The organism is Bradyrhizobium sp. SZCCHNPS1003 (assembly GCF_032381555.1).
In the GTDB taxonomy this organism is placed as follows: Bacteria; Pseudomonadota; Alphaproteobacteria; order Rhizobiales; family Xanthobacteraceae; genus Bradyrhizobium.
In genome coordinates this window covers 1-24,262 of sequence record NZ_JAUHIU010000031.1, presented here as the reverse complement: position 1 = coordinate 24,262, position 24,262 = coordinate 1, and the positions used below count along the sequence as shown (strand labels likewise).

Below are 24,262 nucleotides of genomic sequence, written 5' to 3'. Positions count from 1 at the left end.
CATGGCGCGCACGACTCCCATTGGATTGCGGTCGAAGGCCCGCGCACGGGCGCGAGCTGGCCTTGCGCTGCTGTCGGCCATCGTCATCGGCCTGGTGCTGTCCACGGTCGCGGCAGGCGCTGCGCCGGTGCCGGGCGAGGCGAGCCTGTCGGCTCAGGACGGCTATGCGCGGCTGGTGCTGAAATTCTCCGAGGACATCAACGCCGACGTCACCACCGCCGGCTCGATTCTGCTGATAAGGTTCGATCGCGCCGCCGCCGTTCCGATCGACCGCTGGGTGGACGCGGCGCCCGACTACATCTCGTCGGCCCGCGGCGACCCCGACGGCTCGGCGCTGCGGTTGTCGCTGTCGCGCAAGGTCCGCGTCAACACCATGACCGCGGGCGAACGCGTCTTCATCGATCTGTTGCCCGACAGCTGGACCGGCCCGCCGCCGCCGCTGCCGGCCGAGGTCGTGCGCGAGCTCGCCGAGCGAGCGCGCGCCGCCGAACGGGCGCTGCGGCTGCAGCGCGCCGAGGCGGAATCGAAGAAGCGGCCGCCGATCCGCGTGCGCGCGCTGGTGCAGCCGACCTTCGTGCGCTTCGTATTCGAGATCCCCGACGGTGTCGGCATCTCCTCGGTGCTCAACGACCAGAAGCTGTCGCTGTTCTTCACCGCGCCGCTGTCCTTCGATCTCGCCGACGCCAAGCTCGTCGCGCCGCCGAACGTCGCCGCGATCAACCAGCGCATCGACGGCAGCAGGACCGTCGTCGAGCTCGGCCTGGTCGGCGAGGTCGACGTTCGCGCCTTCCGCGAGGAGAAGAACTACAACATCGACGTCGCCTATCAGCAGCCGGACAAGAAGGTCTCCGCAGTCTCCTCGGACACGCTGCCGGGCGCCAAGGCGGCCGCGGCCGAGAAGCCCAACGGCAGCAAACCCAATGGCGACAAGCCGAAGCAGGCTGCGCAGCCCGAGATCGTGCCGCCGACCTCCGACACCATCGCCAAGGAGATGAAGACGGAGACCAAGCCTGCGGTCGCGGCGCCAGCCACCGAGCTCGCAGCCGAGCCTGCGCCGTCGGCAGCGGCTGCTGCCGCGCCGGCCGCCGCGAAGGCCGAAGCCGCGCCCGAGGCCCCCAAGCCTGAAGCTGCTGCGCCTGCAGCTGTCAAATCCGAAGCAGCCAAATCCGAGCCAGCGAAGTCCGAGGCGATGAAGTCGGAGGCGGGCAAAGCCGAAGCCGCCAAGCCTATCGAGACCAAGTCTGCCGAGATCAAGTCTGCCGAAACCAAGGCCGCCGAAACCAAGCCGGCCGAGAAGGCAGCTAATGGAGCCGCCACCCTGGAGGCCCTGCGCGACAGTGAGGGCCTGCGGCTCACCTTCGGCTTCGGCCAGGTCACGCCGGCGGCGCTGTTCCGCCGCGGCGACACGGTATGGATGGTGTTCGATTCGACCAAGCCCGTCGACGTCGAGCCCATCCGCGCCAAGGGCGGCGCGATCATCGGCGAGGTCAACAGGATGCCGCTCGACAAGGGGCAGGCGATCCGGATCCGTCTCAACCGCCCGCAGATGCATTCGCTCGGCAGCGACGATGGCGGGCGCAGCTGGACCCTGTCATTCGCCGACAAGGGCCTGACCAATCAGCAGCCGCTGATGGTGATGCGCAACGTCACCGATCCCGCGCTCGCCAATGTCATGGTGCCGCTCGCCAATCCCGGAGCCGGCATGCTGCACCGGCTGACCGACCCGGATGCCGGCGACACGCTGCTGGTCGTGACGGCGCCGCCGCCGATCCGCGGCTTCATCAAGCGCCAGGATTTCGTCGACCTGTCGCTGCTCGATTCGATCCACGGCATCGCGGTGCGTCCGAATTCGGATGACGTCGCCGTCGAGATCGCGCCCGACAAGGTGATCCTGGGCCGGCCGGGCGGGCTGACGCTGTCGTCGATCGGCTTCTCGCCGGAGCGGGCGCCGACCGCCGTACGGCCGCTGTTCGACATCGACGAATGGCAGCAGAACCAGACCCAGCCGTTCGTGCCGCGCGAGGATCTGCTGATCAAGGCCGCGGCGAACGCCGAGCCGGAGCGGCGGGCGCAGACGCGGCTGGCGCTGGCGCGCTTCTACATGGCGCGAGCGATGTATCCGGAAGCGCGCGGCGTCACCAATCTGATGATCTCCGACGCCGACCCGCGCACCGACGAGACCGCTATGCTGATGATCCACGCGGTGGCGAGCATCCTGATGGGCCGGCCGGACCAGGGACTCAAGGATCTCGCCACTCCGTCGATCGGCAATAATTTCGATTCGCAGATGTGGAAGGGCCTCGCCTTCGCCCGCCAGGGCAAGTTTGCCGACGCGCGCGAGAAGCTGAAGAACGTCGAGTTCGCCATCGCCTCGCTGCCGCTCGACCTGCAGCGCGTCGTGATCGCGGATGCGATGAAGTCGGCGCTCGAGATCAAGGATTTCGCCGGCGCCGCAAAGCGGCGCGCCGAGCTCGACGTGATCGGCGTGCCCGCGGACATGAAGCCCGACATCGCCGTGCTGCGCGGCCGGCTCGCCGAGGCGATGGCGCAGGAGAAGGATGCGCTCGACGACTATCGCTTCGCCGTCAATTCCGACGACCGCCTGGCGGCCGCGGAGGCCAAGCTGCTGGAGATCAAGCTTCTGCAGAAGCGCGGCGAGATCAAGCCGCCGGACGCGCTGAAGGAGCTGGAGACCTTGCAGGCGATCTGGCGCGGCGACGCCATCGAGGTGCAGACGTTGCAGATGATGGCGCAGCTCTACGAGGAGGCGGGGCGCTATGCGGACTCGCTCGAGGCCGCGCGTCAGGCCACCCGCCTGATGCCCAACTCCGATTTGGCGCGGCAGGCCCAGGATGCAGCCTCCCGCCTGTTCTCGCAGTTGTTCTTGAACGGCAAGGCCGACGAGCTGCCACCGGTCGATGCGCTCAGCATCTTCTACGGGTTTCGCGAGCTGACGCCGATCGGCCGCCGCGGCGACGAGATGATCCGCAAGCTCGCCGACCGCTTGGTCGGCATCGATCTGCTCGATCAGGCCGCCGAGCTTCTGCAATACCAGGTCGACCACCGCCTCGAAGGCGCGGCGCGCGCCCAGGTCGCCGCGCGTCTCGCCATGGTCTATCTCACCAACCGCAAGCCTGAACGCGGCATCGAGGCGCTGCGCACCACGCGCATCGCCGATCTCGCGGGCGAGCTGCGCCAGCAGCGGCTGCTGCTGGAAGCCCGCGCCAACAGCGACATCGGGCGTTACGACCTCGGACTGGACATCATCAGCAACATCAGCGGCCGCGAGGCGATCCGGCTGCGCTCCGACATCTACTGGGCGTCGCGGCGCTGGCGCGAGGCGTCCGAGCAGATCGAGCTCTATTACGGCGATCGCTGGCGCGATTTCCGCCCGCTTAATCCGGCGGAGCGCGGCGACATCCTGCGCGCCGTGGTCGGCTATGCGCTCGCCGACGACGCCATCGGCCTCGCCCGCTTCCGCGAGAAATATGCGCCGCTGATGACCGGCGAGGCCGACAAGATCGCATTCGACGTCGCCAGCAAGCCGGCGAGCGGCTCCAGCGCCGAGTTTGCCCAGATCGCGAAGATGGCGTCGAGCGTCGATACGCTCGACGGCTTCCTGCGCGACATGCGGGCGCGCTTCCCGGATGCTACCGGCAAAGGACCGGACGGCGCCAAGGATGCTGCGAAGGCCCCGTCGGAGGCGACCGGCGCCTTGCCGCGCATCCAGGGCGTCAAGCAGGCGATCGCGGGTCGATGACGTCGTGCGTCAAGGCGTGGAGCCGGAGGACCTGGCGACATGACGAAGCCGACCAAGACCGAAGCCGAGCTCATCGCGATGGCCAAGGCGGAGCTGAAGGCGCGGGTCGGTTGTCGCGACGGCATGGCGATCTCGGTGCTCCGCTGGGGCACCAAATGGGAGCTCTGCGCCAAGGCCGATCCCGGCACGGCGACGCGCACCGGCTATCCGGAGAGCGTGTCGATGCTGGTGAAGATCGGCGACGAGCTGAGCAAGCAGTACGACGTCGCGGGGTGAGCGATTCTGAATCCGTCCGAAGCGCGCCAAGACGAAAGTTCGAGACTGCTTTGCGAAGCCAGCAGATCGGCAATTGTCGCGCTCGTTCAGTCAGAACCGTGCGGCGCAAGCGCTTCGATGATGCGGCAGTCGGCAACGGTGCCGTGCTTGCAGCGCCCTATGACATCGGCAAGCTCGTCACGCAGCGCCACGAGGTCCGCGATCTTGCGTTCGATCTCTGCGAGGTGTTGGCCCGCGATGACGTCGACCGCTTCGCATGAGCGGTCTCGCTGATCGGCAAGGTCCAGCAGGTCACGGACCTGCTCGATGGAGAAGCCCAAATCGCGGGCACGCCGAATGAAGCTCAGTCGCCCCAGTTGGTCGTTGTCATAGGCTCGGTAGTTGCCCTCGGTTCTCGCCGGAACCGGTAGCAGACCGATCCGCTCATAATACCGGATCGTTTCGACCTTGGTGCCGGTCCGCTTCGCGAGGTCTCCGATGGTCAGTCGTGACATGGCTTGACCCTGTAGTGGCTACAGGGTCCATATATGACGTCGCATCATCTTGTAAGAGGCGACGATATGGCTGGTTGTCATGATGACTGCTGTTCATCTTCCCCTCCGAGGGAACTGGACAGCCCCCGCTGGCGTCGTGCGCTCTGGATTGCGTTGGCCATCAACGGAGCCATGTTTTTGGCCGAGATCGCAGCAGGCGTGGCGGCCGGGTCGGCCTCGCTGCAGGCGGACGCAATCGACTTCCTCGGTGATACGGCCAACTATGCGATCAGCCTCGGAGTGGCGGGACTCGCGTTGACCTGGCGAGCACGCGCCGCCCTTCTGAAGGGCTGGTCGCTCGTCCTGCTTGGCGTCCTTGTCCTTGCCTCCACTGTCTGGCACGCAATTGCAGGCACCCTCCCGGAGGCGAGGACGATGGGGGTCGTCGGCATGCTCGCTCTTGTCGCCAATGCAGGCGTGGCCGTCATGCTCTACCGGTTCCGTGTCGGCGACGCGAATATGAGGTCGGTCTGGATCTGCTCCCGGAACGATGCGCTCGGCAACCTCGCCGTACTCGCGGCCGCAGCCGGTGTGTTCGGCACCGGCACGGCGTGGCCGGATCTCATTGTGGCGGCGATCATGGCCGCGCTTGGTTTGAGCGGTGGCTGGCACATCATACAGCGAGCTCGCGTCGAGTTGCGCGGCTCCTCCACATCGCGCCCCGTCGCAAGCCCAATCCGGGCGAACTGATCGAGGGTACGCGTCAATGGGAGACACGAACCTACTGCCTCTCGCTCATCATGACAGGTGAAACCTACCCGCCGTAGCTCTGCACCAGGCTGCCGGCGACCAGCGACCAGCCGTCGACCAGCACGAAGAAGATCAGCTTGAACGGCAGCGACACCACGACCGGCGGCAGCATCATCATGCCCATCGACATCAAGACCGAGGCGACCACGAGGTCGATGATCAGGAACGGCAGGAACAGCAGGAAACCGATCTCGAAGGCGCGCTTGAGCTCGGAGATCATGAAGGCCGGCACCAGGATGCGCAGCGACAGGTCGTCGGGCGTCGCCGGCGGCGGCTCGCCCGAGAGGTCCATGAACAGCTTTAGGTCCTTCTCACGCACGTTCTTCTGCATGAAGCCGCGCAGCGGCACCGAGGCGCGCTGCAGCGCGTCCTCGACGCCGATCTGGTTCTCGACCAGCGGCCGGATGCCGTCCTCATAGGATTTCTGCAACACCGGCCCCATCACGAACGCGGTCAGGAACATCGCGAGCGCGATGATGACCGAGTTGGGCGGGGCGGTCGCAGTGCCCATCGCCGTGCGTAGCAGCGACAGCACGACCACGATGCGCGTGAACGACGTCATCATGATCAGGATCGACGGCGCGATCGACAGCACCGTGAGCAGCGCGATCAGTTGGACCGCGCGTTCGGTGACGCCGCCACCGCCGGCGCCGAGATTGATGCTGATGTCCTGCGCAGCAGCACGTCCCGCCAGTAAACCGGCGGCAGTCAGAACAGCGATGAAGACAACTCTACGCGGGGGAAGCAGCGATCTCACTGAGACGACTTCGGACGTCCGAGCAGCGAGGCCATCTCGTCCTCCAGATTCTCGAAGCTGGTCTTGACCGGCGCGGCTTGCGCCGGAGCCGGCTCGCTGCGTGCGGCCGCCCGGGGACCCGAGGCTGGAGCAGCCGACGGATCGGCCGATGGACGCCGCAGCGCGGCCTCGAGCCGTTGCGCCATCTCGGCCAGATTGGCTTCGGCGCTCTGATCGGCCGCTGCGGGCGGCGGCGCAACCGGCGGCGGGGGCGGTGGCGGTGGCATCTGCGCAATCGGCGGCAGCGGCGGCGCCGCCACGCGTTCGACGCGCTCGGCTGCGCGTTCAGCGCTCCGCACCGGCGGCAGCCGGGGCCCCTCGGAGGGGCGCGGCGCCTCTGCCGGCCGTTGCGGCTCGGCGGGGCGCAGCGGGCGCGGCATCACCGGTTCACCGCGGGGCGCCCGCTCGGGGCGCGGCTCCAGGCGGGCTTCGTCGCCGCCGCGCGGCTCTCCACGGACGTCCGCCCGGAGGTCCTGGCGGGGATCGGGACGGCGCGGAGGGAGCGGTGATTCCGGCGGGAACGCCGGTGCCGGCTCACGCCGCTCAGCAGCAGCCGGCCCCGTGCGGCGAACCTCATCGATGAACGACGGCCGCATCGGGCGCTGCGGCGGCTCCGGCATCTGCGGTTCGGCATGCTCGGCGGCCTCGGTCTTCGGCTCGTTGTCGGCCCAGGACGGCGCATCCGGCAGCGGCGCGATGCGCGCCGCCGGCCGTTCTTCATTGATGCCCGGCCGCTGCGGCAATTGCTCGCGCGCCGGCATGGCGCGCACGATGTTGGATTCGACCACGATGTCGGTCGGCCCGCCGATCATCAAAAGATGCTCTATGTTGTCACGGCGCACGAGCACGAGACGGCGGCGGCCATCGACGGCGGCGGCATCGATCACGGCAAGCCGGGGCATGCGGCCGCGATTCGGGTTGGTGCCGAGACGATTGCCCGCGAATCGACGGACCAGCCACGCGGCGAGGCCGATCAGCGCCAGCACCGCCACGAATGCAAAAAAGAACGTCAGTGCCTGCATCTCTGTCCCCGGCAAATACCGCGTCCTTTCGAAGTCTCTCGTCTGTCCAACGCATCGCCGGCAGCGAACGGAGCTTCAGAACCGGAACCAACCTGTTAACGCATGACGGCAGGAACTGCCGCTTAGCCTCTTAATAACCCATGAATCGGCCGGGCCAAAACGACTTCTTGGCGAGCCGCGCCGTCCCGTAATGATGCATCGGTCGGCTGGGACCCCGGCACTTTCCTAAGAAATCGTCAAAACCCCGGGAATGTCCCGGTGGGCATCGCACCGTTTCTTAACTCCTTGTTAACCATATGCACGGCAATTTCTACCTACCCAAACCGTCCGGTAGCCGGACATAACCGAGCAGCGCCATGTCCATCAACGATCTCCCCGTGTTGTCGGCGTTGCGGACCAAGATGCAATGGCACCAGGAGCGCCAGCGCGTGCTGTCGGAGAACGTGTCCAATTCGGATACGCCCAACTTCAAGCCGAAGGATCTGGTTGAGCCGAAGTTCGACTCAACCGGCCAGGCGGTCGGCGGCTTTGCGCCGCTGTCGCTGACCCGGACCAGCACCGCGCACATCGCACCGTCGTCGGGCGAGAGCGCGAGCTTCGACCAGAACCGCAAGGCCGGATTTCAGACGAGGCCCGCCGGCAACGCGGTGAGCCTCGAAGAGGAGATGCTGAAGGTCTCCGCCAACCAGATGGACTATGCCGCGGCAACCTCGTTGTACGGCAAGAGCCTGCATCTGTTGAAGACGGCGATCGGCAAGGCCTGAGCCGGAGTTGAGGACGGAGACCGACAAGCATGGCAAACGACTCCAGCGATTTTCTGCGCTCGATGAGCATTGCGACCTCCGGCCTGCGTGCGCAGGCGGGGCGTATGCGCGTCATTTCCGAGAACATCGCCAATGCCGATTCGACCGCCGCCAAAGCGGGTGGCGATCCGTATCGCCGCAAGGTCCCGACATTCACCTCGGCGCTCGACCGTGCGCTCGACGCCAAGGTGGTGGCACTCGGCAAGGTGGTGCCCGATCAATCGTCGTTCCGCGTCAAATACGACCCCAGTAACCCGGCCGCGGACGCGTCCGGCAATGTCAAGTACCCCAACGTCAATCCGCTCATCGAGATGACCGACATGCGCGATGCACAGCGGTCCTACGAGGCGAATTTGAACATCATCGGCGCCACGCGCCGCATGATCCAACGCACACTCGACATTCTGAAGACCTAGGACAGGAACGAAAGTCATGGCCTCCCCAATCTCCGCAGCTAATGCCTATGCGAATTCCGCCCGCGTGCTCGACGCCGGCGGCTCGAGCGGTGCCTTCGGCAGCCTCGGGCGCGTGCGCGACGTGCTAGGCAGCGGCAACGGCGCCGACAAGGGTGGTCCGTCCTTCAGCGCGGTGCTGAAGGATGCGATCGGCAGCGTGATGGAGGCCGGACGCAAGTCGGACAGTCAGGCGGTCGCGATGGCCGCGGGCAAGGCGAACGTCATGGATGTCGTCACGGCGGTCGCCGAAACCGATGTCGCGGTATCGACGCTGGTGTCGGTGCGCGACCGCGTGATCCAGGCCTATGAAGACGTGATGAAGATGACGATCTAGGCGCAGCTCGTAACGAATCAGGGATTTGCCGTCTGCCGCGACTGCGCGCGATGCGCGATGAGGCGGTTGCCGAACCGGAACCGATCGATAGTGAGGAACGACAGGACATGACGGGAGCTGAAACGCTCGATGTGGCGCGCGATGCGATCTGGACCATCGTGCTGGTCTCCTCGCCGCTGATGGTGGTCGGCCTCGTCGTCGGCGTGGTCGTCTCCCTGTTTCAGGCGCTGACGCAGATTCAGGAGCAGACTCTGGTGTTCGTGCCGAAGATCATTGCGATCTTCGTGACGCTGCTGCTGGCTCTGCCGTTCATGGCCGATGCGCTGCATTCGCACATGATGCGGATCTCGTCGCGAATCATCGGCGGATGAGGCAATGTCCGGGGCAGCAGGGCTAGCCTGCGTGAGGGCGCTGCGAGCGGTCGCGAGCAGCAGTGCGGGGGGCGCTGCTGCTTTCGGCCGTGAGCTGGCGGCCTTTCGGGCGAACTCTTCGCAAGCTGTCTCGTCGCAGGCTGTCTCTTCAAAGACCGTCGTGCCGCACCAGCATGCGGTCGAAAGGGCCGTGACGGCGGACGATGCGCATCGATATTTCCTTCCTTCCGGCGCTGGCCGCCGTGTTCATGCTGGCCTTCGCGCGCGTCGGTGCGATGGTGATGCTGCTGCCGGGCCTCGGCGAGGTCAACATCCCCGTCCGCATCAAGCTCGCGACCGCGCTGCTGCTCACGATGATCGTGCTGCCGCTGCACCGTCAGGCCTATCAGGTCGACCTGCAGGCGTTGTCGCCGCTCTTGGTGATGATGGTGCACGAGATCGTGATCGGCATCGTGCTCGGCGCAACGGCGCGGGTGACGCTGTCGGCGCTGCAGGTCGCGGGCTCCGTGATCGCGCAGCAGATGGGGCTCGGTTTCGTCACCGCGGTCGATCCGACGCAGGGCCAGCAGGGCGTCCTGATCGGCAACTTCCTCACCATGCTCGGCGTGACCCTGCTGTTCTCGACCGACAGCCATCACCTGGTGATCGCGGCGCTCAGCGACAGCTACAAGATCTTCGCGCCGGGCGAATTGATCCCGAGCGGCGACGTCGCCTCGCTGGCGACCAAGGCCTTTGCCACGGCGTTCAAGATCGGCCTGCAATTGTCGGCGCCGTTCCTGGTGTTCGGACTGGTCTTCAACATCGGGCTCGGCGTGCTGGCGCGGTTGATGCCGCAGATGCAGGTCTATTTCGTCGGTGCGCCGCTCTCGATCCTGATCGGCTTCCTGATCTTCGCGCTGGTCCTGACCGCGATGATGGGAACGTTTCTCGGCTATTTCGAAGGCGTCATGCACGAGATGATGCCGCGGTGAGGGGGCCGATCGATGTCCGATGAGGCCGATTCCGAAGACAAAACAGAAGACCCGACGCAAAAGCGGCTGGACCAGGCGCTCGAGCGCGGCGACGTCGTCAAGAGTCAGGAGCTCAACACCTGGTTCGTAATCGCCTCCGCGACCTTGGTGATGTCGACCTTCTCGGGCTCGATCGGCACCGCGGTGCTGGTGCCGATGCGCAACCTGATCGCCAATTCCTGGATGATCCACACCGACGGCGCCGGCCTGCTGGCGCTGGCGCGCAGCCTGTCGTTCGCCGTGATCGCGGCGATCGGCGTGCCGATCCTGATGGTGATGCTGGCGGCGATCGCCGGCAACATGATGCAGCATCGCCTGGTCTGGTCGGGCGAGCCGATGAAGCCGAGCCTGAGCAAGATCTCGCCCTTGGCCGGCGCCAAACGCCTGTTCGGCAAGCAGGCCGCGGCCAACTTCGCCAAGGGTCTCTTCAAGCTCGTGCTGCTCGGCACGGTCATGGTCATGATCCTGTGGCCGGAGCGGCTGCGCCTCGAATCGCTGCTGCACATGGACGTCAGCGAGCTGCTCGGCGTCACGATGTCGCTGACCACGCATCTGATGGGCTCGGTGGTCGCGCTGCTCGCCCTGGTCGCGATCGGCGACTACCTGTTCCAGTATCGGCAATGGTACGAGCGGCAGAAGATGTCGGTGCAGGAGATGAAGGAGGAGTTCAAGCAGTCGGAAGGCGACCCGCACGTCAAGGGACGCATCCGGCAGATCCGGCAGCAGCGCATGAAGAAGCGCATGATGGCTGCGGTTCCAAAGGCCTCCGTGATCATCACCAACCCGACCCACTACTCGGTCGCGCTGTCTTACGAGCGCGGCATGTCGGCCCCGGTCTGCGTCGCCAAGGGCGTCGACAACATCGCCTTCAAGATCCGGGAGGTCGCCAAGGCGCACGACATCCCGATCGTCGAGAACGTGCCGCTGGCGCGCGCGCTCTACGCCACGGTCGAGATCGACGAGGAGATCCCGGTGGAACATTATCACGCCGTCGCTGAGATCATCGGCTACGTGATGGGGCTGCGGCGCAACCTCTCGGGGCGCCCGCGATGACAACCGATTCGGTCCACGGACGGACCGCAAAATACGGATAAATCATGGAATATCGGCTTGACGGGCTTGCGCTTGACCCGTCGATTCAGGCAGGTGGAAGGGGGAGCCGCGCGAACGGGCTGGGGCTCCCAGCCGACAGGTCGCGTCCCCGAGCCATGAGCGCCGATTCCGACAACGATGGGTTACAGGATCAGGTGGGCCTGCCGGAGCGGCCGCGCCGCAGCGGCAGCATTCTGCTGATCCTGCTGGTGGCGTTCGGTCTCGTCGCGGTCGCGATCGCGTTGATGACGATCGGCCGCGCCCAGGCACAGCCCTACATTCTCGGGCTGCTGTCGCTGCTCGCCACCGTCGGCCTGTTCAATCTGTTCGCGTTCGCCGCCGGCATCGTCCGCTTCGCCGACAAGGCGACCGACGATCCGGTGATGGGCGCGATCGCCGATCACGCCTTCGATGGCCTCGCGGTGACCGATCCGCGCGGCCATGTCGTCTACGCCAACGCCGCCTATCTCAACATGACGGGAGCGGCGACCGCGCAGGAAGCGCGTCCCGTCGAGCGTGTCTTCATCGGCAATCCCGACGTCTCCGAAGCGGTGTTCCGCCTGCTCAAGGCGGCGCGCGAGGGCAAGCGGCAGCAGGAGGAGGTACGCATCACTGCGGCCGAAGGCGCGCAGGGGCGCTGGCTGCGGATGCGCGTGCGCCCGCTCGGCCAGACCAAGCGCCATGCCCGCTACGCGGTGTGGTCGATCGCCGACATCACCAGGGATCGCGAGCGCCAGGAGGACGTGTTCCAGGAGCTGCAGCATGCGATCGAATATCTCGACCACGCGCCGTGCGGCTTCTTCTCGGTCAATCCGGAAGGCAGCCTCGTCTACGTCAATGCCACGCTCGCCAACTGGCTCGACTACGATCTCGCCGAGATCGGCTCGGGCGGGCTGAAGCTCGCCGACGTCGTCTCCGGCGACGGCGCGTCCTTGCTGAGTTCGATCGTGGCGGTGCCCGGCGAGGTCCGCACCGAGGTGTTCGACATCGACCTGAAGATGCGCGGCGGCAAGACCATGCCGGCGCGGCTCTACCACAAGCTCGCCTTCGGCGCCGATGGCAAGCCCGGGTCGTCGCGCACCCTGGTCATCAGCCGCGCCCGCGACGAGCGCTCCGATCCGGAGCGCGCCGCCGAGGTGCGCTTCATGCGCTTCTTCGACCACACGCCGATGGCGATCGCGACCGTCGACCGCGGCGGCGCCGTCGTCAGGGCCAATGCGCGCTATGCCAAGCTGGCGCAGAGCGTCAGCGGCGACGTGGCTGCGGCGAAATCGATCTTCCGCACCGTCAGCCAGCGCGACCGGCATCTCCTGATCGCCGCGATCAACCAGGCCTCGGAAGGGCAGGCGGACATTCCGCCGGTCGAGGTGATGCTGGAGGGCGCGAAGGAGCGCTTCGGCCAGTTCTTCGTCACCGCCGTCGACGAGGACGAGCGCGAGACGGAAGCCGCGATCGTCTATCTGCTCGAGACCACCGAGCGCCGCGCGCTGGAGAACCAGATCAACCAGTCGCAGAAGATGGAGATGGTCGGCCAGCTCGCCGGCGGCATCGCCCACGACTTCAACAACGTGCTCTCGGCCATCATGATGGCCAACGACTTCCTGCTGAACGCGCACAAGCCGACCGACCCGTCGTTCCAGGACATCATGCAGATCAAGCAGAACGCCACCCGCGCCGCCACGCTGGTGCGGCAGCTGCTGGCGTTCTCGCGCCGCCAGACCTTGCGGCCGCAGGTGCTCGATCTCGGCGATGCGCTGTCGGACCTCACCATGCTGCTGCGCCGGCTGATCGGCGAGAAGGTCAAGCTCGACCTCGTGCACGGCCGCGACCTGTGGCCGGTCAAGGTCGACGTCTCGCAGTTCGAGCAGGTGGTCGTCAACCTCGCGGTCAACGCCCGCGATGCGATGCCCGACGGCGGCAAGCTCTCGGTCCGCACCGCCAACGTCTCGGCCGACGAGGTCGCGCAGGCGGCCTACAAGGGCATGCCGGTCGCCGACTACGTCCGCATCGACATCAGCGACACCGGCACCGGCATTCCGGCCGAGATCCGCGAAAAGATCTTCGAGCCGTTCTTCTCGACCAAGGAGGTTGGCAAGGGCACCGGCCTCGGCCTGTCGACCGTTTACGGCATCATCAAGCAGACCGGCGGCTTCATCTATGTCGACAGCGAGGTCGGCAAGGGGACCTCGTTCCAGATCTTCCTGCCGCGGCACATCGTCGTTCCGGAGGTCCAGACCGAGCCGCACGCGGTCAACGGCGCCGCCAAGGAGCCGGCCGCAGCGGAAGCGTCGAAGCCGCGCGCCGACCTGACCGGGCAGGGCACCATCCTGCTGGTCGAGGACGAGGAGGGCCTGCGGGCGCTGAACGCGCGCGGCCTGCGCTCGCGCGGCTATAGCGTCATCGAGGCGTCGAATGGCGTCGAGGCGATGGAGGCGCTGGAGGAGTGCGATGGCGTGCTCGATCTCGTGGTGTCCGACGTGGTGATGCCGGAGATGGACGGGCCGACGCTGCTTAAAGCGATGCGCGAGCGCAATCCGGAGATCAAGATCATCTTCGTCTCGGGCTATGCCGAGGATGCGTTCGAGAAGAGCCTGCCGGAGAACCAGCAGTTCGCGTTCCTGCCGAAGCCCTTCACGCTCAGCCAGCTCGTGGCGGCGGTCAAGGAAACCATGGCGCCGCAATAGGTTACCGCAGTTCCTTGGGAAGTTCCTTGGCAAGGCGGCCGAGCGCCTTCATCCCGCGACCCAGCGCCGCAGCCGCGCGGCCTCGTGCCGCCTTCCCTTTTCGCCGGTTGTGCCCATCTTACAGGCATCCCCATTCCGGGGAGTTATGGGAAACACAGATGAGCTTCATGCAGCGCAAAAGCGGCCTCCTCAAGGCGATGGCCGTGGCCCTTTCACTGGCGCTGCCGACGGTGCTCGCCGTCTCGGCGGCCGACGCCCGGATCGGCGGCGGCTCCAGCTCGGGCTCCCGCGGCACGCGCACCTTCTCCGCGCCACCTCCCACCTCGACCGCGCCGGGATCGGCGTCGCAGTTCAACCGCACCATCACCCAGCCGGGCCAGCCCGGCGGCTTCAACACGGCTGCGCCGTCGCGTGGCGGGCTGTTCGGCGGCCGCGCGGGTGGCCTGCTCGGCGGTCTCGCTGCCGGCTTCCTCGGTGCCGGCCTGTTCGGCATGCTGTTCGGCGGCGGGCTCTTCTCCGGCCTCGGCGGCTTCGCCTCGATCATCGGTCTGATCCTCCAGGTCCTGCTGGTGGTGTTCCTGGTGCGCATGGCGATGGCCTGGTGGCAGCGCCGCAACCAGCCGGCCTATGCCGCCGGCCCGGCGCCGTCGCCCACCGACGGCCAGCCGAGCCTCCGCTCGGGCCTGAGCGGCCTTGGTGGTTTCGGTGGCTTCGGCGGTGGCAGCAACACGCCGCCGCTGCAGATCCTGCCGGCCGACTACGAGGCGTTCGAGCGGCTGCTCGGCGAGATCCAGTCCGCCTGGTCGAACGAGGATGTCGGCCGCCTGCGGCTGCTGTCGACGCCGGAGATGGCCTCGTATTTCGAGCGCGATCTCGAGCAGAACCAGGCCCGCGGCGTGGTCAACAAGGTCAGCGCCGTGAAGCTGCTGCAGGGTGACCTCGCCGAAGCCTGGCGCGAGAATGGCGCGGACTACGCCACGGTCGCGATGCGCTTCACCTTGGCCGACAAGACCATCGAGCGCGCCTCGGGCCGGGTGGTCGACGGCTCCGACCAGCCGCAGGAGGTCACCGAGATCTGGACCTTCCTGCGCCACGCCGGCGCCGATTGGCAGCTATCGGGAATCCAGCAGGTCAGCTGAGCCTGACTTGAGACCCTCATCAGGCGCCGCGGAGCAATCCGCGGCGCCTTTGCTTGTGGAACAATTCCCATCTCTCGCGGGCCCGATGGCGGCTGTTCCCAGGCCGATCTGAAGAGCACGGGCGGTGACGGGCTGCTATACTGCTTCGCGGCGAACTAACACCGCGTCCGTTGCGTCGTCCGAGCCGAACGTGTGGGCGCATCACTGCGAGGATGGCCGATGCGTTACGAGCTCTACTACTGGCCCATGATCCAGGGCCGCGGCGAATATGTGCGTCTCGCGCTGGAGGAGGCGGGCGCCGCTTATCGCGACGTCGCGCGCGAGGACGGCATCGGTGCGATGACGGCGATGATGGAGGCGGACAGCGACACGCCGCCCTTCGCGCCACCGTTCCTGAGAGCGGGCCGCCGCGTCATCGGCCAGACCGCCAACATCCTGCTGTTTCTCGGCAGCCGCCATGGCCTTGCGCCCAAGGCCGAAGCCGGCCAGCTCTGGGTGCATCAATTGCAGCTCACCGTGACCGACTTCGTCGTCGAGATCCACGACACGCATCATCCGCTCGGGCCGACGCTGTACTACGAGGACCAGCGCGCGCCGGCCAGGAAGCGCACCGCCGAATTCTGGGGCGAGCGGGTGCCGAAATTCCTCGGCTATTTCGAGCAGCTCCTGTCGAAAAGCGGTGGCGCCTACGTCACCGGGCGCAGGCTCACTTATGTCGACCTGTCGCTGTTCCAGATCGTCGCCGGCCTGCGCTACGCGTTTCCGAAGCGCATGATGGCGTTCGAGCGCAACATCCCGAGCCTCGTCGCGCTGCATGACCGCGTCGCCAGCAGACCGAACATCTCAGCCTATCTCGCCAGCGAGCGCCGCATCGCCTTCAACGAGGACGGCATCTTCCGCCACTACAAGGCGCTGGATGCGTGAAGGCGAAGCCCTGCGGCGCCGCGCTTGACGATGTATAAGCATTGGCTTATACATCTGGCATGATCGTCGAAGCCCAGCTGACATCCGTCATGAAGACGCTTGCCGACCCGACGCGGCGGGCCGTGTTCGAGCGCATCGCGCGAGAGGGGGAGGTGGCGGCCACCGGCCTGGTGCAGGGCTCGCGCGTGTCGCAGCCGGCGATCTCACAGCATCTCAAGGCGCTGCGCGACGCCGGGCTGGTCAGCGAACGGCGCGACGGCCGCCACAACTATTATAGCGTCGCGCCAAAGGGGCTGGCGCCGCTGGTCGACTGGCTCGGTCATTACCGCGCATTCTGGCATGAGCGTATTGCCGGCCTCGAGGCACTGTTGAAGGAGACCGAGTGATGGGTGAGACGCATGCGATCGTGGTGGAGAAGCATCTGCCCCATTCGCCCGGCAAGATCTGGCGCACGCTGACCACGAGCGACCTGATCGCGAAATGGTTGATGCCGAACGACTTCGTCGCGGCCACCGGGCATCGCTTCACCTTCCGCACCAAGCCGGTGGGCGACTGGGATGGCGTCGTTCACTGCGAGGTGCTCGCCTGTGAGCCGCCGCATCTGCTCAGCTATTCCTGGAAGGGCGGTTCGGACTCCAACCCGGCCTACGGCTTACGGCTCGACAGCGTCGTGACCTGGACGTTGACGCCGGTCGAGGGCGGCACGCATCTGCGGATGGTCCATGACGGCTTCGTCTTCCCGGGCAACAAGTTTCAGTTCGACATCATGGGACAGGGGTGGAGTCGGATCGGCGATGCCATCACACGTATAGCGGCGGATGCCTGAGGCGCCGCCGCTATACGAAGTTGGCCTGAGGGTGTGGGATCGTCAGGCGAGAATGTCGACGCGCGTGCCCTGGCCGGGCGGCAGCGGCGGACGGGAGGCCTGCTTTTCAGCGGCCGCTTCGTCGCCGGTCTTGTCGGGCTTGAAGGCCTGGCTCTGCTGCGTCTGATTCCGGGTCTGCGTGTCTTGGGTCTGCGGCTTGGTCGTCTCGGTCGAGACCGGCGGCGGTGAGGGCGGCGGCGATGACGACGAAACGCTCGAAACGGACATGGTCCAGCTCCTCGCTTGGTGTTGCGATGAGCGTGGCCATCCCTGACGAAAACTTCGTCAACCAGATCGCTCGAATTGTCTGCAACTGTCGGTGGCGCGGCGAATAGTGAACGGGTCGCTGCCGCCGGCGCAGAAACGACAGGGCTGTCGCGTCACCCCGGCCTATTGGTCCTTGCTGCGGCTGATCGTGATCGAGGACTCGGTCTTGGTCCGGGCACAGCGCATGTCGAGCCGGCGGTAGCGGCTGGCGACGTCGTCGCCGCGGAAGATCCCGAGCCGGCGGTAACAGCGTGTGACGCCGCGCTGCATGTCGTCCTTCGGCAAGGTGAACACGATCGCCGCCGCGCTCGCCATCAGGTCGATGAAGGCCGGCGGCGGCTTGCGGTCGGTTTTTCCGAACAATTGATTGCTGAAGTTCTTAGACGAGCAGCCGAGCGTGAACTCGCGCGCTTTGGGGTGGGCGAGATAGACCGTGCCCGCCGCGGTCTGTCCGATCCGGACGCCGTCGATGCCGTTCCTCAATTCCTTGGCGATGTCGTCGCAGCGATCGGCGCGCGCGGGCTGCGGCAGCAGAGCCGCGCCCAGAGCAAACACGATGGCAAACAGGGCCGCCCGGCCGAATGAGCAATGATACGAACGCATTTCGAATTCTCCCCGCGCCATTGAACCCGGCGCGAGGAGATCACGCAAGCGCCGATGCTCCGCCTCCGCACAAGATCATCGTGCGTGTGACACGAGTCGGGAGACGCAGTCAGATGTCGGCGAAAGCGGCGCGATCGGTCTATTGGAATAAGCAGCGGCCCTGACGCATCAGCTCTACGCCGGCGGCCAGGCGTTGACAGTCGCTATTATAGGTTTGGTAATTGCAGCCGCAGACCGGCCTGTAGATGCGAGGGCAGGCCCGCGGCTTCACCCGGCAAACGCCCCTTAGGACGAACCCCTGGCCACAATGGTCGACCGGGAGGTCGCAGAACAGGCCGAAATTGCAGGTGTTGCCGTTAAGGCCGCCGCACAAATAACCTGGACCGACCGCACCGGCGCTGCCGGGGAGCATGGTCGCGAGGCTTAGGGCGAAAGTGATTGCAAAGAACAGACCCTTTTTCATGATACCTCAGGCGCAAATGGATGGATCAACAGCTTTAGGTTTAGCAGGGTGCTGCCCTGGTTCAATTCATTTCGCCGTTCGCTCGTGACGGCGTCGAACCGCGGCGGCTTTACGCCGAGGCGATCTGCCGGGCTGTCTCGATCAGCACCTCGAACGTTTCATCAGGCGCCAAGTTCACCACGTCGTGGGCGCAGGCGACGGTGCGCACGGTCCAGGCGGGATCACTGCGCAGACGCTCGTACTGCGCCGTAAACGGTGTCGCGCTCCATCCGGTCGCGTAGACGAAGACGCGCGGCAGCTCGGGATGAGGGCGCGTCAGACGAAGCCGCTGCACGAAAGTGCCGAGCGGATGCGGCCGGCACCGGGGATCGACACCGTCGCGCGGCAGCACCGTGAGCCCGTCATGTCCGGCCTGCGCGATCACCAGCCGTCGATAGTCGTCCCCGGCAAGGTCCCACCAGGCCTGACCATCGTCCGGCGCGAACGCATCCAGGTAGATCAGCGCGGCAAGCCGCTCCGGCGCGCGATCCGCGACTCCCGAGGCCACCATGCCGCCATAGCTGTGCGCGCAGAGAATGACACCTGAGAGATCTTTGACCGCCAACAACTCCAGCACGTCAGCGATATGCGTCTCGAGGTTGATGTGCGCGCCCGGGGCAGGCGTCTCCTCGAGCCCGCTCAGGGTGATCGCATGGGCTGCATGACCGGCCTGGCAGAGACGCGCCGCGAGCGGGGCATACCAGCAGCCGCCGCGCCAGCCGCCGGGAATGAGGACAAAAGTCGCCATGGTGATCCTCCGCGATGTGATGTCGAAGCGTGTCTCGATCAGCTCTCGCCTTGCAGGCTATCAGCCTTGTCAAGCCCCCCGCCTGGGCTCGCTGGACCACCCCCCGCTGCGGACCAGCCGCATGGGCGCCATCCGCAGTCCGGCCGCTTTCTTTTCCCCAAAAAGGGCTTAGAACGGCTCTATCGCCGGGTGCCTCGGACAGGCGTTTTCCGGCCCTTCAACCCACGAGTCTTCCATGAACGCGCCCACCGCTTTCCCCGACCAGTCCAAGCCCGTCCCGCCCTACAAGCACACGCCGCTGTTTCCGCTCGGGCCGGACACCACGCCCTACAAGAAGATCACGGCCGAGGGCGTGCGGGTCGAGAATGTCTTGGGCCGCGACATGCTGGTGGTGTCGCGCGACGCGTTGCGGACGCTGTCCGAGGCCGCGTTCGGCGAGATCAACCATTTCCTGCGCCCCGGCCATCTGAAGCAGCTGCGCAGCATCCTGGAGGATCCGGAGGCCAGCCCGAACGACAAGTTCGTCGCGCTCGACTTCCTGAAGAATGCCAACATCTCCGCCGGCGGCGTGCTGCCGATGTGCCAGGATACTGGCACCGCGATCATCATGGGCAAGAAGGGCTGCAACGTCATCACCGACGGTGACGACGAGGCCGCGCTGAGCCAAGGCGCGCGCGACGCATACTTGCGCCGGAACCTGCGCTACTCGCAGGTCGCGCCGCTGTCGATGTATGAAGAGAAGAACACCGCCAACAACATGCCGGCGCAGACCGAGATCTACGCCGAGGGCGAGGACGCCTACAAGTTCATGTTCATGGCCAAGGGCGGCGGCTCGGCCAACAAGAGTTTCCTGTTCCAGGCGACGCCCTCGGTGCTGACCAAGGACCGGCTGCTGGCGTTCCTGAAGGAGAAGATCCTGACGCTCGGCACCGCGGCATGCCCGCCCTATCACCTCGCCATCGTGATCGGCGGCACCTCGGCTGAATTGTGCATGAAGACGGTGAAGCTCGCCTCCGCCCGTTATCTCGACGCGCTGCCGACGCAGGGCTCCCCGGACGGCAACGCCTTCCGCGATCTCGAGATGGAGCAGGAAATCCACAAGATGACGCAGTCGCTCGGCGTCGGCGCGCAGTTCGGCGGCAAGTATTTCTGCCACGACGTCCGCGTCATCCGCATGCCGCGTCACGGCGCGAGCTTGCCGATCGGTCTCGGCGTGTCCTGCTCGGCCGACCGCCAGGTGCTCGGCAAGATCACCAAGGACGGCGTCTATCTCGAGGAGCTCGAGCATCATCCGGCGCAGTATTTGCCGGAGGTCGAGCAGGCGCTCGGCGGCGAGGTCGTCAAGATCGACCTCAACCAGCCGATGAAGGACATCCTCGCCACTCTGTCGAAGAACCCGATCAAGACGCGGTTGTCCCTGACCGGCACCATGATCGTGGCGCGCGATGCCGCCCATGCCAAGCTGCGCGAGCGCCTCGACCGTGGCGAGCCGCTGCCGGACTACTTCAAGAACCATCCGGTGTATTACGCCGGTCCGGCCAAGACTCCGGACGGCTACGCCTCCGGCGCGTTCGGCCCGACCACCGCAGGCCGCATGGATTCCTTCGTTGACCAGTTCCAGGCGGCCGGCGGCTCGATGGTGATGGTCGCCAAGGGCAACCGCGCGCCGGCCGTGCGCGAGGCCTGCAAGAAGCACGGCGGCTTCTATCTCGGCTCGATCGGCGGCGCCGCGGCCAACCTCGCCGAGCACTGCATCAAGAAGGTCGAGGTCGTCGAATATCCCGAGCTCGGCATGGAAGCCATCTGGCGCATCGAGGTGGTGGACTTCCCCGCCTTCATCATCATCGACGACAAGGGCAACGACTTCTTCAAGGAGCTGAACCTCGGCTGAGGTCAGGCGGGCGTGATGTTTGTTGCGGCGGCCGGGAGCGATCCCGGCCGTTGGTGTATGCAGGGCAGGGAATCGGACGACCTGCGTGACTCCAATAAGATCCGGGCGTTGGATTCGAACTCGCGCATCCCAGGCAGTGCGTTTCCTTCCCCTTGCGGGGAGATTTCATCACTTTGATTACACGTACAACTAAAGGTATAACGATTCCTGTAGTACTATGAGAGCGGCGATCGAGGCGCCGGTGTCGACGAGGGAAATTAATGAATAAGATCGTTGGAGCCATTCTTGCTGAATTTTCAAAGGACAACGGAATCGAAGCCTTGCCGGAAGAGGATCGATTTGAATACCTGACTTCGTATCTCACAATCCGGCGACATTTCAGCCGGGCGCTGAATTTGAAAGATATTGTAGTAGGAAAAGGCGGAGACACCGGCTTGGACGCTATCGCCATTATTGTGAATGGCGCTCTAATGACTGACGTTGATCAAGTCCAAGAGATGCTTGAACAGAATGGATACATTGAGGCGACATTCATCTTTGTTCAGGCCGAGCGCTCCAGCTCGTTCGATGGCGCAAAGATTGGAACCATCGGAAACGGCGTCGAAGATTTCTTCCGCGATGTTCCTCAAATGACCCGCAATGACGATGTGCAGGAGGCAGCAGAAATTAAGGCTGCCATCTATGCGCGTGCACCAAGTTTCAGGCGGTTGCCAAACTGTCATATCTATTACGTCACGACGGGAAAATGGACAGACGCAGCAGATTTGGTGGCTCGTAGAAATATCGAAACAGCAAAGCTGGCGGCACCAGAGATGTTCGATGTTAGCTTTACCACTTACGGCGCCGACGACATCATGCGGCTTCATACGTCGGCAAAGAACGCCGTCGTTCGAACCTTCACTTGGGATCAGAAGGTTAAAATCCCGAGTATTTCTGGTGTCCACCTTGCCTACTTGGGGTACCTGCCAGCGAAGGATTTCGTCGAGATCATTAGCGATGACGCCCATGACGGAATTGTTGGGGGGATTTTCTACGACAATGTCCGCGACTGGCAGGACTACAACGAGGTCAATTCCGGGATTCGCGACACGGTCCTCTCCGAAAAGAAAGCTCGGTTTGTTTTGATGAACAACGGGGTCACGATTATTGCCAGAGGATTCAAGCAGGTTGGCGATACGCTTACTATTGAAAATTTTCAGATCGTCAATGGATGCCAAACTAGCAATGTGCTCTTCGATCATAGGGATAAAATAAAGGACTCTGCCATTCAGGTCCCTCTTCGTTTGATCTGGACGAACGATGACAATGTATTTGATTCGGTCGTTACTGGGACAAATCAGCAGACTGAACTAACGCCAGAGCAAATCTATGCGCGTACTGAATTTGCGAAGAGGCTTGAGAAGCACTTCGAATCATACCCAGAACCTGTTCGCCTTCATTACGAACGGCGCGATGGTCAGTACGATCGGGTGGCGGTAGGAGAAAAAGGCAGGATTGTTTCACCGCAAAATCTAATCAAGGTATTCGCCGCAATGATATTGGAGGAGCCGCATGTTGCTGCAAAAAGCTACAAGGCCCTTAGGCTTCGAGTCGGCAAGGAGTTTTTCCTTGAAGCCGACAAACGCGATCCCTATTTTCTGGCCGCCTTGGCGGCGTACAGACTTGAAGTCCAACTGCGAACCAAGCCACTCAGGGTGTATAAGTCGGCGCGTTATCACATGCTACTCGCCATGCGATTGTTGATGGACCCGCTCCCGTTGCCGCATATGAACTCAAAGGAAATGGAGAAGAGATGCGTGACAATGATTGCCACGTTGTCTGATGATGTAAAAGCCAATGCACTTATTCAGAAAGCCAAAGGAGTTATTGATAAGGTGTCGGGAGGCGATCTTTCGCGCGACAACGTGAGAACAATATCCACAACGGATTCGATCATAAAGTTACTCAAAAAATTCAAAAAGGAATCATAGGTAGCGAAAGATCCGAGCTTTGACGGCTGCCTGCCCGAAGGGGCTGCTATGAATGCGATGGCGCATGAACCATGCGGTTTTTATGCAGGGCCGCTCGTCGCGTTTCCGCAAGGGCGAGGTGAGCGCCACGCCATCGCGCTGAGAGATTAACTCGAACTTCCGAAGATCTGGGCTCAAACGAGGGCCGCAGGGATCAGTTGCATGTGCAGCCGGTGCATCCTCGGCCTCGATGGCTTCTCGCGCGGCTGGGTCGCCGTCTCGATCGACGGCGAGCACCGCACGATCAGCTTCCCGGCCGATATCTCCACCGCGCTCGCTTCCCCCTTCGCCCGCGCCGCCATCGACATCCCCATCGGCATGACCGACGACGGCGAGCGCGCCTGCGACAGGCTCGCGCGCGACAAACTCGCGCGGCATCGCTCGCGCGTCTTCACCGGGGCGCGGCGCTGGCTGTGGGAGGACTTCACCGATCCGGACGAGGCCAATGCGGAGGCGTCGCGGCGCGGCCAGACACGCGCCTCGCGCCAGCTCTGGCACCTCGGCCGCAAGATCATGGAGGTCGACGCCTTCGTGCGCGCGCATCGCGACTGCGACATCCGCGAGGCCCATCCGGAGCTGGTGTTCCTGCGCCTCAACGGTGCGCCGCTGCCGTCGAAGAAGACGGAGCAGGGCGCTAAGCTGCGGCGCGACCTGTTAGTTGCGGCTGGCTTCGTCGAGATCGACGACTGGGTCACCCGCGCCCGTCTCGGCACCGGCGCCAAGCCCGACGACCTCCTCGACGCCTGCGCCGTCGCGCTCGCTGCCCGCGACTGCGCCGGCTGCGTGCCGGAGGGCGAGGCGCCGCGGGATGCACATGGCGTGGCGATGCAGGTCTGGTTTTGATGTGGCGTTGCCCTTGGGCCATCGAGACGAGCTAACCTCTGCCTGAAGGGGCAGGGGGGCGAATTCGGGGCCAGTCCTTCACACCGCCGTCACCGTCCGCGGGCGATCCAGTATACACTGGCACCTCGGCTGACCAACGCCGTCTCGGGGTACTGGATGTCCTGCCTTCGCGGGGCATGACGATCCTCGGGCAATTGGCGCGAGCGCCACCCCAGCGCACCGGGCCAAGGCTTGCGGGTGATTCTGATAAAAATAAATCTCTTGCTATTTTTTCGAAATCATGTTTTCCTCCCGCCATCCCGTCCCAAGCCGAGGGGCGTAGCGCGCGATCGTCACGACACGCGGGGCGGGGAGCGGTGGCCGCGATCATGTCGCAGCGTGTCTACGGGCGCGCGGACGAACGATGTGTCGCGGACGTGAAGTCGCAGCGTCCTGACACCCCGTTGCCGGTGTTACGTTCGCGACGGCGCTAACGCGCCGCGCGGATCATGGTGGCCAACAAGCCGGTGCACCAGGGAGACTGCGTATAAGGTGCGCCGTGGAAAGGCGCGGTTCTTGAGAGGGTGAAAGTCCCTTCCGGCAAAT

24 protein-coding genes and 1 pseudogene are annotated in these 24,262 nt (G+C 65.0%); 18 read left to right on the top strand and 7 right to left on the bottom strand.

The window, feature by feature from the left end:
• The first annotated feature begins 1 nt into the window (after position 1).
• Both QX126_RS32100 and QX126_RS32095 read left to right on the top strand, forming a co-directional pair.
• Positions 2-3,760 carry a tetratricopeptide repeat protein gene (locus tag QX126_RS32100; RefSeq protein ID WP_315786429.1) on the top strand — a complete coding sequence of 1,253 codons (3,759 nt, stop codon included), beginning with the start codon at positions 2-4 and terminating at the stop codon, positions 3,758-3,760.
• Positions 3,761-3,799: 39 nt separating this feature from the next.
• Entirely contained in the window at positions 3,800-4,036 is a 237-nt protein-coding gene (locus tag QX126_RS32095) for a hypothetical protein (protein ID WP_315786427.1), read from the top strand.
• An 86-nt stretch (positions 4,037-4,122) separates the two neighbouring features.
• Here the strand turns inward: QX126_RS32095 and QX126_RS32090 are convergent, their stop codons facing one another.
• A complete protein-coding gene (locus QX126_RS32090; RefSeq protein WP_315786425.1) occupies positions 4,123-4,530 on the bottom strand; it encodes a helix-turn-helix domain-containing protein in 408 nt (135 codons plus the stop codon).
• Positions 4,531-4,596: 66 nt separating this feature from the next.
• Between QX126_RS32090 and QX126_RS32085 the strand changes: the two genes are divergently transcribed.
• On the top strand, positions 4,597-5,259 hold the full coding sequence (locus QX126_RS32085; RefSeq protein WP_315786440.1) for a cation transporter: 663 nt from the start codon (positions 4,597-4,599) through the stop codon (positions 5,257-5,259).
• 64 nt (positions 5,260-5,323) lie between these two features.
• On the opposite strand, the gene fliP is transcribed toward QX126_RS32085, so the two are convergent.
• Positions 5,324-6,076 (bottom strand): flagellar type III secretion system pore protein FliP, encoded by a 753-nt coding sequence (fliP, locus tag QX126_RS32080; protein ID WP_315738765.1) that lies wholly within the window; start codon positions 6,074-6,076, stop codon positions 5,324-5,326.
• The gene (locus QX126_RS32075) at positions 6,073-7,137 is read right to left on the bottom strand and encodes a flagellar biosynthetic protein FliO (RefSeq protein WP_315786424.1); all 1,065 of its coding nucleotides are present in this window, start codon (positions 7,135-7,137) and stop codon (positions 6,073-6,075) included. The genes fliP and QX126_RS32075 overlap by 4 nt, the downstream gene beginning before the upstream one ends.
• 356 nt (positions 7,138-7,493) lie before the next feature.
• On the opposite strand from QX126_RS32075, the gene flgB reads away from it, so the two are divergent.
• The 12 genes and pseudogenes from flgB (at position 7,494) to QX126_RS32015 (ending at position 16,775) form a co-directional block, all read left to right on the top strand.
• Entirely contained in the window at positions 7,494-7,901 is a 408-nt protein-coding gene (gene flgB / locus QX126_RS32070) for a flagellar basal body rod protein FlgB (protein WP_315756551.1), read from the top strand.
• 29 nt (positions 7,902-7,930) lie between these two features.
• Positions 7,931-8,356 (top strand): flagellar basal body rod protein FlgC, encoded by a 426-nt coding sequence (flgC, locus tag QX126_RS32065; protein WP_315716023.1) that lies wholly within the window; start codon positions 7,931-7,933, stop codon positions 8,354-8,356.
• Positions 8,357-8,372: 16 nt separating this feature from the next.
• Complete coding sequence (gene fliE / locus QX126_RS32060; protein ID WP_315738761.1) at positions 8,373-8,729, top strand: flagellar hook-basal body complex protein FliE; 357 nt, start codon at positions 8,373-8,375, stop codon at positions 8,727-8,729.
• Positions 8,730-8,836: 107 nt separating this feature from the next.
• Positions 8,837-9,100, top strand: coding sequence for a flagellar biosynthesis protein FliQ (gene fliQ, locus QX126_RS32055; RefSeq protein WP_008965881.1), 264 nt, complete (start codon positions 8,837-8,839; stop codon positions 9,098-9,100).
• 203 nt (positions 9,101-9,303) lie between these two features.
• On the top strand, positions 9,304-10,071 hold the full coding sequence (fliR, locus tag QX126_RS32050; protein ID WP_315738760.1) for a flagellar biosynthetic protein FliR: 768 nt from the start codon (positions 9,304-9,306) through the stop codon (positions 10,069-10,071).
• A 12-nt stretch (positions 10,072-10,083) separates the two neighbouring features.
• Complete coding sequence (gene flhB, locus QX126_RS32045) at positions 10,084-11,163, top strand: flagellar biosynthesis protein FlhB (protein WP_315738759.1); 1,080 nt, start codon at positions 10,084-10,086, stop codon at positions 11,161-11,163.
• 155 nt (positions 11,164-11,318) lie between these two features.
• Complete coding sequence (gene cckA / locus QX126_RS32040) at positions 11,319-13,886, top strand: cell cycle histidine kinase CckA (RefSeq protein ID WP_315786422.1); 2,568 nt, start codon at positions 11,319-11,321, stop codon at positions 13,884-13,886.
• Positions 13,887-14,053: 167 nt separating this feature from the next.
• Positions 14,054-15,025 carry a Tim44 domain-containing protein gene (locus QX126_RS32035; protein WP_315786421.1) on the top strand — a complete coding sequence of 324 codons (972 nt, stop codon included), beginning with the start codon at positions 14,054-14,056 and terminating at the stop codon, positions 15,023-15,025.
• A gap of 56 nt (positions 15,026-15,081) precedes the next feature.
• Positions 15,082-15,184: pseudogene (locus QX126_RS32030) on the top strand (lectin); the annotation flags it as partial.
• Between the two features lie 60 nt (positions 15,185-15,244).
• Complete coding sequence (locus QX126_RS32025) at positions 15,245-15,949, top strand: glutathione S-transferase (protein WP_315778484.1); 705 nt, start codon at positions 15,245-15,247, stop codon at positions 15,947-15,949.
• A gap of 59 nt (positions 15,950-16,008) precedes the next feature.
• Positions 16,009-16,335, top strand: coding sequence for a metalloregulator ArsR/SmtB family transcription factor (locus tag QX126_RS32020; RefSeq protein WP_315756586.1), 327 nt, complete (start codon positions 16,009-16,011; stop codon positions 16,333-16,335).
• Complete coding sequence (locus QX126_RS32015) at positions 16,335-16,775, top strand: SRPBCC domain-containing protein (protein WP_315786419.1); 441 nt, start codon at positions 16,335-16,337, stop codon at positions 16,773-16,775. The genes QX126_RS32020 and QX126_RS32015 overlap by 1 nt, the downstream gene beginning before the upstream one ends.
• Before the next feature lie 42 nt (positions 16,776-16,817).
• Here the strand turns inward: QX126_RS32015 and QX126_RS32010 are convergent, their stop codons facing one another.
• From QX126_RS32010 to QX126_RS31995, 4 genes are all read right to left on the bottom strand, one after another.
• The gene (locus QX126_RS32010) at positions 16,818-17,042 is read right to left on the bottom strand and encodes a hypothetical protein (protein ID WP_315738755.1); all 225 of its coding nucleotides are present in this window, start codon (positions 17,040-17,042) and stop codon (positions 16,818-16,820) included.
• A gap of 162 nt (positions 17,043-17,204) precedes the next feature.
• Positions 17,205-17,684, bottom strand: a complete 480-nt coding sequence (locus tag QX126_RS32005) for a hypothetical protein (RefSeq protein WP_315786418.1) — start codon at positions 17,682-17,684, stop codon at positions 17,205-17,207.
• A gap of 139 nt (positions 17,685-17,823) precedes the next feature.
• Positions 17,824-18,096, bottom strand: a complete 273-nt coding sequence (locus tag QX126_RS32000) for a Kazal-type serine protease inhibitor domain-containing protein (protein WP_315739121.1) — start codon at positions 18,094-18,096, stop codon at positions 17,824-17,826.
• 160 nt (positions 18,097-18,256) lie between these two features.
• Entirely contained in the window at positions 18,257-18,934 is a 678-nt protein-coding gene (locus QX126_RS31995) for an alpha/beta hydrolase (protein ID WP_315786415.1), read from the bottom strand.
• 235 nt (positions 18,935-19,169) lie between these two features.
• On the opposite strand from QX126_RS31995, the gene QX126_RS31990 reads away from it, so the two are divergent.
• The 3 genes from QX126_RS31990 (at position 19,170) to QX126_RS31980 (ending at position 23,677) form a co-directional block, all read left to right on the top strand.
• Positions 19,170-20,825: a fumarate hydratase gene (locus tag QX126_RS31990; protein WP_315786412.1), complete on the top strand. Its 1,656-nt coding sequence runs from the start codon at positions 19,170-19,172 to the stop codon at positions 20,823-20,825.
• A gap of 260 nt (positions 20,826-21,085) precedes the next feature.
• A complete protein-coding gene (locus QX126_RS31985) occupies positions 21,086-22,795 on the top strand; it encodes an AIPR family protein (RefSeq protein ID WP_315786409.1) in 1,710 nt (569 codons plus the stop codon).
• A gap of 201 nt (positions 22,796-22,996) precedes the next feature.
• On the top strand, positions 22,997-23,677 hold the full coding sequence (locus QX126_RS31980; protein WP_315786406.1) for a DUF429 domain-containing protein: 681 nt from the start codon (positions 22,997-22,999) through the stop codon (positions 23,675-23,677).
• Positions 23,678-24,262: the final 585 nt, after the last annotated feature.